The organism is Pseudomonas sp. MD195_PC81_125, assembly GCF_014060985.1.
GTDB classification, from domain to species: Bacteria; Pseudomonadota; Gammaproteobacteria; order Pseudomonadales; family Pseudomonadaceae; genus Aquipseudomonas; species Aquipseudomonas parakoreensis.
Window position 1 is genome coordinate 1 of sequence record NZ_JABULD010000496.1, and the last position, 9,439, is coordinate 9,439.

Here is a 9,439-nt window from a genome sequence, read left to right on the forward strand (position 1 = left end):
CGCAGCAGCCCCAGAATTTTTCGCCTCGACACACATCTTTGCCAGCGCTTCGCACTGGATCGGGGATAAATCCCCTCGCCACAAGGTGCTTTGAAAGTCACACCACCATCTGCAGAATCAACCAGGCATTCGCCCCACTGATCACCACAAACAATCCCCACGCCAGCACCCGGGTCGGCAGCCGATTCACAAACGGCCCCATCAGTTGTTTGTCGCTGGTCATGCGGATCAACGGGTACAGCGCAAATGGCAGCTGCAGGCTTAACACCACCTGACTCAACACCAGCAATTTGCCCACCGCGTTGTCGCCCATCAGCCACACGCCAATGAATGCCGGGATCAACGCCAGCCCACGCGTGATCAGACGCCGCTGCCAGCAGGGAATTCGCAGGTTCAGGTAACCCTCCATGATCACCTGCCCGGCGATGGTCCCGGTGAACGTCGAGCTCTGCCCCGACGCCAGCAACGCGACGCCGAACAGCACACTGGCCAGCGCGCCACCGACCAGCGGGTCGAGCAGGTGGTAGGCGTCCTGAATGTCGACCACGTCGGTATGCCCCGACTGATGAAAAGCGGCCGCCGCCAGAATCAGGATCGCCGCGTTGACCAGCAGCGCCAGCGCCAGCGAGCCAATGGTGTCGATGCGCGCCAGGTTCACCGCGTCCTGCTTGCTGGCCAGATCCTTGCCGATCATCCGCGTTTGCACAATCGAGGTGTGCAGGTAAAGGTTGTGCGGCATCACCGTCGCGCCAAGAATACCGATCGCCAGGTACAGCGGCGCAGCATCGCTGATCGCCGAGAGCGACGGTTTGAATCCGGCGAACACCTGCGGCCAGTAAGGTTTGATCAGCACCAGCTCAACGAAGAAACACACGCCGATGGTCGCCACCAGCACCAGCATGATTGCCTCCAGCCGACGGAAGCCACGGTTCTGCAGAGCCAGCACCAGCAGCGTATCGAAGGCAGTCAGGGCAATGCCGAAGGTCAGCGAACAACCCAGCAATAAATGGAAGGCCAAGGCACAGCCGAGCACTTCGGCCAGATCGGTGGCGATGATCGAGATTTCCGCCAGCACCCATTGCAGGCGCGCGGTCGGGGTGCTGTAGCGCTCAAGGGACAATTGCGCGAGATCGCGGCCGGTGGCGATGCCCAGCCGCGAGCAAAGGCATTGCACAACCATCCCCGCCAGGCTTGCCAGCAACACGACAAACAGCAGGCTGTAACCAAAACGCGAACCGGCCTCGATGGCGGTCGCCCAGTTACCGGGGTCCATGTAGCCGATCGACACCAGCAAGCCGGGACCGGCAAAACGCAGCACGCGTTTGAAGAACGAAGCGTTCGGATCGACCGCGACGCTGCCGGCTACTTCTGGCGGGCAGAACGGCGCAGTGGCGATTTTGGGTAAGCTGAATTTCACGCACACATCCAGAAACAAGTTCGAAAGACGCAGCTTAGAGGTTTCAGTTGAACCCTTGAAGAGCAAAAGATCGCAGCCTTCGGCAGCTCCTGCATTGGAATGCATATCCTGTAGGCGCTGCCGAAGGCTGCGATCTTTTGCTCCTAACGACTCATACCCAGTAACTGCTCGCGCAATTCGGGATTACGAGTACGCGGATCCAGCCAGATATCGAAAAACGCCCGGGCAAATTGCGGATCATCAATTTCGTGCTGCAACTGCTGCCCGACAAAGAATCGCGCACCCTGCCCCGGCAGGTATACGCCGGTAATCCGTGTGCCCGCCTGCACATCGACGAACGATTGCTGCATTTGTCCTTGCCACCTGGCCAGTTGCGCGGGACTGACGCCCGAGCCTGCCAGCCGTTTGATTTCATCGACACTGGCCTGCACCAGATCATCGCGCGAGATCTCGCGCCGGTAGATCAGCTCCAGGGCGAAGGGCTGTTCGGTCGACAGTGGGCGTGCCGCGCTCCACAACCGGGCGTTGTAGACGTCGAAGCCGAACACACTGAAATCGCCGGTGCCGATGATTTGCGCGCCGGGCACCGCGTCCTGCCAATTGGCCCAGGTCGGTGTAAGTAACAACGCCCACAAGCCGATGCCACAGCACCCAAGCAGCAACTTCGATGGTTTGTTCATTGCGGCATCGACCCCGGTAAACCCTGATCTTCAGAGCATAGCGGATATCACTCGCACACTTTGTATACAAAAATTGTCGATCAATGCGCCAATCGGTTACCTTGGCCGTTCCATCCCCGGAGGCCTCCCGCGTGCTGATTCTCAAATTACTGCTGATCCCCGGTTTTCTGCTGCTGATTTCCCTTGCCGGCAAGCGCTGGGGGCCGAGCGTCGCCGGGTGGCTGTCGGGGCTGCCGGTGGTGGTCGGGCCGATTCTGTTTTTCCTCGCCATCGAACAGGGGCCGCAGTTTGCTGCGCAATCGGCGGTGGCGGCACTGTCGGCGATGTTCGCCATGATCGCCTTCTGCATCACCTACGCGCAGGTGGCGCAGCGGGCGAACTGGCCATGGGCGCTGACGATTTCCCTGGCGGTGTGGGCGGTGCTGGCGCTGGTGTTGTCGCTGATTCCGTCGTCACTGACGTTCTCGGTCGCGGCGGCGGCCACTGCCCTGCTCGCCGCGCCGTACCTGTTCCCCAATGTGCAACCGGTGCTGAACGGCCCGGCACCGAAATCGGACAAACTGCTCTGGCGAATGATTGCCGGCGCGGCGCTGACGCTGTTGGTGACGATGCTCGCCAGTACCGTGGGCGAACGCTGGAGCGGTCTGCTCGCGGTGTTCCCGGTACTCGGGAGTGTGATGGCGGTGTTTTCTCAGCAGACTCGTGGCCCGGCATTTACCGCGGCATTGCTGCGGGCGACGGCGACGGGCATGTACTCGTTTTCGGCGTTTTGTCTGGTGTCGGCGCTGACCCTGCCAAGCCTCGGCCTCAGCGGATTCATCGCCGGTGTCGCGGTATCGGTGGCCATGCTCGGGGTCACCCGTAAACTGCTGGCCCGACCTGTTCCGGCAAAAAACCGTACTCCCGAGGCTGATGCGAACACCTGACAAACCGCGCTGGAATGCCAGGCATGCTCCGTGGGATCATCGCCGCCCTGGCGAGACCATCCCTCGGAGATTCACATGTCATTGCTCAGCAAGAAAGCCGTCGTCCTGTTGCTGGCGGCGGTCGCCGCTCTCGGCGCCCTCAACGCCCAGGCAGCCAAGCCCAAGGAAAAGGCCTCGACCAACAACGTATCGATGCTCGACGGCAAGTTCACCTTCGTCCTGCCCAAAGGCTTCAGCGCCGACCCGCTGCCAGCCGGGCCGACCGGTGCCAAAGGCACGATGTACACCAATCAGGCGACCAAGACCGTGGTCATCGCCGCGGAAAACCAGATCGCCGGTGGCACCAGCGTGAAGGACAACGACAACGAATTTCTCGACGGCAGCCTGGCAAGTTTCATCGATGACCAGCGCAAGGCGCTGCCGGACTTCAACAAGCTCACAGAAAAGAGTCTGACCCAGAAAAGCAGCGGCCTCGGCGTGCGTCAGGTCGACAGTACTGCCACCCAAGGCGGCGGCCAGACACTCAATACCACCCTGCTCGCCGCCTCCGGCAAACGCATGGCCTTGGTCCAGGTGATTTCCCGGGCCAGCGACAAAAGCGGTCACGATGCGCTGGTGAAAACCATCCTCAAGGACAAGTGACCGTCACGGGTTGAGCTGCTGCAGCCAGGCGTTCAAGTCACGCAGCTCGGCCGCGCTGATGCTGTGGCCGACGCCGGGATAGGCGTGAAACTCGGGCTTATAGGCGAGTTTCTGCAGCAGCGTATTGGCCTCGGTGCCGTCGCGGTACGGCACTCGATCATCGGCGGTGCCATGGCCGATGAAGATGTGCAGCGGCAGCGGTGGCTGCTCGGCTTCTAGTTCGGTTTTCAACACCGGCAACAGCCGTCCGCTCAACGCCGCAATCCCGCCGACCGCCACTGGCGGACGCAAGCCCACTTCGTAGGTCATCATCGCGCCCTGACTGAAAACCGAACAGGTACACCTTGTCCGGGCTGGCGTGATATTTCTGCGCCGCCTGCGCGACAAACTCCCGCAACTTCTGGCCGCTGGCCTGCAGATCATCGGTCTCGCCGTTGTAAGCCCCTTCGCCTTTCTTGCGAAACCACTGGAAACGTCCTTCGCCCAACGCCAGCGGCGCCTGCACCGAGAGGTAGTTGTACTGCGCCGGCAGCTGAAATTTCATACCGATCAGATCGGCTTCGTTACTGCCGTAGCCGTGCAGGAATATCACCAGTGGTCGAGTGTTCGCGTCCGGGTGGACCTGTTCGATGTATTTCAGTGGCAAGTCGCTTTGCAGCGTGGTTTGCGCATGCACGGCGCTGGACGCCAGCAGGGTTAACAGGGCAAACGCCTTCAACATAGAGCCTTCCTTCACGGAGTGTCGGGTTCGGGGAGAGCCTAACAGGCTTGATCTGCCACACCCACCCTGTAGGAGCTGCCGCAGGCTGCGATCTTTGTTTGTGTCATGCCGGATTCATGATCCCGTGCTTAAGTTTTCCTTTTTTCAGGGAGAACACGCATGAGCGATTTCAACGTTGGTCGCCGACGGGTCATGCAGGTTGTCGGTGCCGGGCTGCTGATGCCGGGGCTGGCGCCGGCAGTGATCGCGTCGGTCAAGGATCGGCCGCAACTCACCGACGGCGTGCAGTCCGGCGACCTGCAAGGCGACCGCGCGATGATCTGGAGCCGCAGCGACCGTCCGGCGCGGATGGTGGTCGAGTGGGACACCCGCAGCCAGTTTCGCCACCCGCGCCGTGTCGTCTCGCCCCTGGCTGACGCGCGCACCGATTTCACCGCCCGGGTTGAGCTGACCGGGCTGCCCGCCGATCAGGCGATTTTCTATCGGGTGTATTTCAAGGACGCGCAATCCGGCGTCGCCAGCGAACCGTGGCTCGGCCATTTGCGCAGCGCACCGAAGGCGCGACGCAACATCCGTTTCGTCTGGAGCGGTGACACGGTCGGCCAGGGCTTTGGCATCAACCCGGACATCGGTGGCATGCGCATCTACGAATCCATGCGCCTGCGCCTGCCGGACTTCTTTATCCACAGCGGCGACACCATCTACGCCGACGGCCCGGTGCCGGCGCAAGTGACCACCGAAGGCGGGCGGATCTGGCGCAACCTCACCACCGAAGCCAAGAGCAAAGTGGCGCAGACCCTCGACGACTATCGCGGCAATTACCGCTACAACCTGATGGATGAAAACATCCGCCGCTTCAATGCCGAAGTACCGCAGATCTGGCAGTGGGACGACCACGAAGTGGTCAACAACTGGTCGCCGGGCAAGCAGCTCGACGAGCGTTATCAAGAGAAAGATATCCACACCCTGGTCGGCCGTGCGCGCAAGGCCTGGCTGGAATATTCGCCGATGCGTTTGCAGGCGGCCGATGGCGGCGGGCGGATTTATCGCAAGCTCAGCTACGGGCCGATGCTCGACGTGTTCGTGCTCGACATGCGCAGCTATCGCGGGGCCAACGACGACAACCTTGGCGCGGCCAAACCGTTTTTGGGACGTGAACAACTGGACTGGCTCAAGCGCGGCTTGAAGCACTCCAAGGCACAGTGGAAGGTGATCGCCGCCGACATGCCGATCGGCCTCGGCGTGCCCGACGGCGAAGTCAGCCCCGGCGTCGCACGCTGGGAGGCGGTGGCCAACGGTGATCCCGGCCCGGCGCAAGGGCGTGAACTGGAAGTCGCCGAACTGCTCGGTTTTCTGCGGGCGCAGCACGTGCGCAATTTCGTGTTTCTGACCGCGGACGTGCATTACTGCGCGGCGCATCATTACCACCCGGATCGCGCGGCGTTTCAGGATTTCGAACCGTTCTGGGAGTTTGTCGCCGGGCCGCTGAATGCCGGCAGTTTCGGGCCCAATCCGCTGGACAAGACCTTCGGCCCGGAGGTGGTGTTCCAGAAAGCACCACCGACGCAGAACGCTTCACCGTTTGCCGGGTTTCAGTTTTTTGGCGAGGTGAATATCGAAGGGCAGAGCGGGAAGATGAGTGTGGTGTTGCGGGATTTGAATGGGGTGGCGGTTTTCGAGCAGAAGTTGCAGCCAGTTTGAAGATCAAAAACAACCCTCACCCCGGCCCTCCCGAAATGTCGGACCGCTTGGAGGGTGAGGGTGTTTTTCGATTCGCGGCAATTCTTGTGATTTGCTCCAGTACATCATCCATCTGCTGCATTACTTCGAGATTACTGAATCGCACAACTTCAATGCCCTGACGTTCCAGGAAAAGCGTCCGACGTTGATCGTGGATCAAGCCCGCTATTTCATAGTGTTGACCCCCATCCAGCTCAATCGCCAGTTTCAGCTCTACGCAGTAAAAATCCAGGACATAGGGCGGACATGGAAACTGCCTGCGGAATTTCAGATTGGCGACTTGGCGTGAACGAAGTTTTTGCCAGAGTAATTGTTCGCAATCGGTTTGGCTGCTGCGTAACTGGCGGGCGAACTGAGCGAGAGTGAGGCGATTTTGCATGCTTCACAATCCTTGTGAAGTGGCTGGAAATCTCACTGTAGACGAGGACCCTCACCCCAGCCCTCTCCCGGAGGGAGAGGGAGCCTACGGAGTTGTATCGAGTTGTACATCGACCTGAAAGACCGAGTCGATTACGGATTCGGTACATCACCTTCAGGTCGGCGCATTTATCCGGCATCCCCCAATCAGTCCCCTCTCCCTCCGGGAGAGGGTTAGGGTGAGGGGCTCTTCTGAGTCAGTACACGTCGCGGCGGTAGCGGCCCTGTTCAATCAGGCGTTCGACTTCGGCGCTGCCGAGGATGTCGTTGAGTGCCTGATCGACGCCGGCGGCCATGCCCTGAAGGCTGCCGCAGATATAGATCACCGCACCATCGGCCAGCCACTTCTTCAGCTCTTCAGCGGATTCGCGCAGGCGATCCTGGACGTAAATCTTCTGCGCCTGATCCCGTGAAAACGCCAGATCGAGTCGCGCCAGGTCGCCATTGATCAACCACTCTTCCAGCTCCGCGCGGCAGAGGAAATCATGCTCGCGATTGCGCTCGCCGAACAGCAGCCAGTGACGCTGCTGACCGTCGGCGATGCGTGCCTTGAGCAGGCTGCGCAGCCCGGCGAGGCCGGTGCCGTTGCCCAGCAGAATCATCGGCACCGGTTCGTTTGGCAGGTGGAAGCCACTGTTGCGACGTACACGCAGGCTGATGCTGCCGCCGACCGGAGCATGCTCGGTCAGCCAACCGGAACCGATGCCCAGGCTGCCATCGCTGTGCTGCTCCTGGCGCACGATCAACTCCAGCACACCGTCAGCGGCAATCGAGGCAATCGAGTACTCGCGCATCGCCAGCGGCACCATTGCCTCCACCAGCGCTTGCGCATGCAGGCCGACCAGATGCGCGCGATGCTCGGGGCAGTTGGCGCGAGGCGAGGGCGACTTCCAGCGGCTCTTCCAGGCCGTTGATCGTCACGCGGGTTTCGCCGCGAATGCCGAGGCCGTCGAGGAAATGTTCGACCGCCCACGCGCAATTGCGTGGCAGCACCTCTACCAGATCCCCGGCCAGCCAGCTGCTGGTACTCGGCGCCTTCAGGCCCAACAGGTAAACCGGCGCGCCGCTGCTGTCGGGGTTCATCAGTTCGCGGCTGACCAACGTCCAGTTGTCGTAGCTCGGCGCTTGCCAGGTGTCGACCGGTGCTTGCCCGGTGATCAGGCCGAGCTGCGTCTGCCAGTGACGCAGGGCGTACGGGTCGCCGCTATCGACTTCCACCGGAGCGAACAGGGTCTTGCCGCCGTGATCGCCAAGCCACTGATGCAGGCGTCGGGCGAAGCCGCAGAAGTGTGGATACTGGCGATCGCCAAGGCCCAGTACCGCATAGTTCAGGCCGTCGAAGCTGGCAGCGGTGCGCAGCACTTTGCGTTCGAAACCGCGCGCGCTGTCCGGTGCTTCGCCGTCGCCGAACGTGCTGACTACGAACAACGCATTGCTCGATTCGCGCAGATCCTCGGCGCTGACGTCCGCCAGCGGCTGCACCTTCACCGGCAGCCCGGCGGCCTGTAATTGCCCGGCGGTCTGCCACGCCAGTTGTTCGGCAAAACCGCTTTGGCTGGCGAAACCCACCAGCCATGCCGGTGCATCGCCGGCCGGAGTCTGAAGACCTTTGCGTGCGTCCTGAATCTGTTTTTTCTTGCGCCGGCGGTCCAGATACAGCAGCCATCCGGTGATGAAAAACAGCGGCATGCACACCGCCGCGAGGGTGACGATGATCCGTCCGGCCAGACCGAAATAGCTGCCGACGTGCAGCGCGTAAATGCTGGTCAACAGCTGCGCCTTGAAGCTCTTGTCGGCGTAGCGGTCGACACGTTTGACGATGCCGGTGGCCGGGTCGAGGGTGATCTGGTTCAGCGCGCGATCATGCGGCGAGCTGTCGAGCAGGTAGAACACGGTCGCCGGTTGCCCGGCCACTGGCGGCATGCGGATGTTATACGCCGACAGGCCCGGGCCGGCAGCGCTATAGATGCTGCTCCACATCGCCGCGTAGTCGGCCGTCGGTGCCGGGCCTTCCGGCGCCGGGCCACGACCGCCGCGCATGCGTTCGTTTTGCGGCGCATCGGAAAGCAGTCTGGTCAGGCCTTTGTTGTACCACTCGTACGACCAGGACAACCCGGTCAACGCCAGCAGCAGGTACACCAGCAGGCACCAGGTGCCGGCCACCGAGTGCAAATCCCAGTTGAAGCTGCGGCCCTTTTTCTGCCAGTCGAGGGTCAGCCACACGCGCCAGCTGTTCCACTGGCGCGGCCAGCGCAGGTACAGCCCGGAGAGGCAGAAGAACACCAGGATCAAGGTGCAGGCGCCGGTGATGTTGCGCCCGGTATCGCCCATGGCGAGGAAGCGGTGCAGTTGCAGCATCAGACCGAAAAAGTCCTGGCCCACAGCGTCGCCCATGAACTCGCCGGTGTACGGATCGAAGTAGCGCATCTCGCCGCGACGTTCGCCTTTGGGCGGGGTGAAGTAGACACGTGCGGCGTTGCCGCTGTCGGTTTCGACCCAGAGCATCGCGACTTTCTTGCCGGCGCTTGCTTCGATGTGTTCCACCAGCTCGACCGGGGGCAGGACGCCAGCGACCTGTTTTTCCACCTGCAACACTGACGGGTTCAGCGCCCGCAGGATTTCGTCCTGGAACGAGTAGGCGGCACCGGTAATGCCCATCAGGGCCAGCACCAGCCCGGCAGTGATGCCGAAAAACCAGTGCAACTGGAACAGGGTTTTCTTCAACACGTCGCTCGCCTTGTCCGTTCGAAAATTGTCATCACGGCGCGCATTATGCCGTGGGTTGTCGAGAGCTTCTTTGATTACGCACAAAGGCCCCGTTCAGTCGATGAACGGGGCCAAGCCTTGCGGCGCATACCTTGTGGGAGCGAGCCTGCTCGCGAAGGCGTCGTGTCAG

At 61.7% G+C, this 9,439-nt stretch carries 6 protein-coding genes and 2 pseudogenes; 3 read left to right on the plus strand and 5 right to left on the minus strand.

Annotated features, from left to right (window positions below):
- Window positions 1-97 precede the first annotated feature (97 nt).
- Window positions 98-1,417, minus strand: a complete 1,320-nt coding sequence (locus HT737_RS19910; RefSeq protein WP_182403830.1) for an Nramp family divalent metal transporter — start codon at window positions 1,415-1,417, stop codon at window positions 98-100.
- 143 nt (window positions 1,418-1,560) lie between these two features.
- Window positions 1,561-2,097, minus strand: a complete 537-nt coding sequence (locus HT737_RS19915) for a chalcone isomerase family protein (RefSeq protein WP_182403832.1) — start codon at window positions 2,095-2,097, stop codon at window positions 1,561-1,563.
- A gap of 131 nt (window positions 2,098-2,228) precedes the next feature.
- On the opposite strand from HT737_RS19915, the gene HT737_RS19920 reads away from it, so the two are divergent.
- Both HT737_RS19920 and HT737_RS19925 read left to right on the plus strand, forming a co-directional pair.
- Window positions 2,229-3,023 (plus strand): hypothetical protein, encoded by a 795-nt coding sequence (locus HT737_RS19920; RefSeq protein ID WP_182403834.1) that lies wholly within the window; start codon window positions 2,229-2,231, stop codon window positions 3,021-3,023.
- A gap of 75 nt (window positions 3,024-3,098) precedes the next feature.
- Window positions 3,099-3,665, plus strand: a complete 567-nt coding sequence (locus tag HT737_RS19925; RefSeq protein ID WP_131671260.1) for a hypothetical protein — start codon at window positions 3,099-3,101, stop codon at window positions 3,663-3,665.
- Between the two features lie 3 nt (window positions 3,666-3,668).
- On the opposite strand, the pseudogene HT737_RS19930 reads toward HT737_RS19925, so the two are convergent.
- Window positions 3,669-4,386: pseudogene (locus HT737_RS19930) on the minus strand (alpha/beta hydrolase).
- Between the two features lie 159 nt (window positions 4,387-4,545).
- Between HT737_RS19930 and HT737_RS19935 the strand changes: the two are divergent.
- Window positions 4,546-6,087, plus strand: coding sequence for an alkaline phosphatase (locus HT737_RS19935; RefSeq protein WP_182403836.1), 1,542 nt, complete (start codon window positions 4,546-4,548; stop codon window positions 6,085-6,087).
- Window positions 6,088-6,103: 16 nt separating this feature from the next.
- On the opposite strand, the gene HT737_RS19940 is transcribed toward HT737_RS19935, so the two are convergent.
- Together HT737_RS19940 and HT737_RS19945 are read right to left on the minus strand one after the other, a co-directional pair.
- Complete coding sequence (locus tag HT737_RS19940) at window positions 6,104-6,505, minus strand: endonuclease domain-containing protein (RefSeq protein WP_003221578.1); 402 nt, start codon at window positions 6,503-6,505, stop codon at window positions 6,104-6,106.
- 235 nt (window positions 6,506-6,740) lie between these two features.
- Window positions 6,741-9,270, minus strand: a pseudogene (locus tag HT737_RS19945) (PepSY domain-containing protein).
- Window positions 9,271-9,439: the final 169 nt, after the last annotated feature.

What these genes read in the sequence shown, in the direction of transcription:
- HT737_RS19940 (WP_003221578.1), bottom strand. Translation starts at nt 6,505, where the DNA reads ATGCAAAATCGCCTCACTCTCGCTCAGTTCGCCCGCCAGTTACGCAGC.
- HT737_RS19925 (WP_131671260.1), top strand. Translation starts at nt 3,099, where the DNA reads ATGTCATTGCTCAGCAAGAAAGCCGTCGTCCTGTTGCTGGCGGCGGTC.
- HT737_RS19935 (WP_182403836.1), top strand. Translation starts at nt 4,546, where the DNA reads ATGAGCGATTTCAACGTTGGTCGCCGACGGGTCATGCAGGTTGTCGGT.
- HT737_RS19915 (WP_182403832.1), bottom strand. Translation starts at nt 2,097, where the DNA reads ATGAACAAACCATCGAAGTTGCTGCTTGGGTGCTGTGGCATCGGCTTG.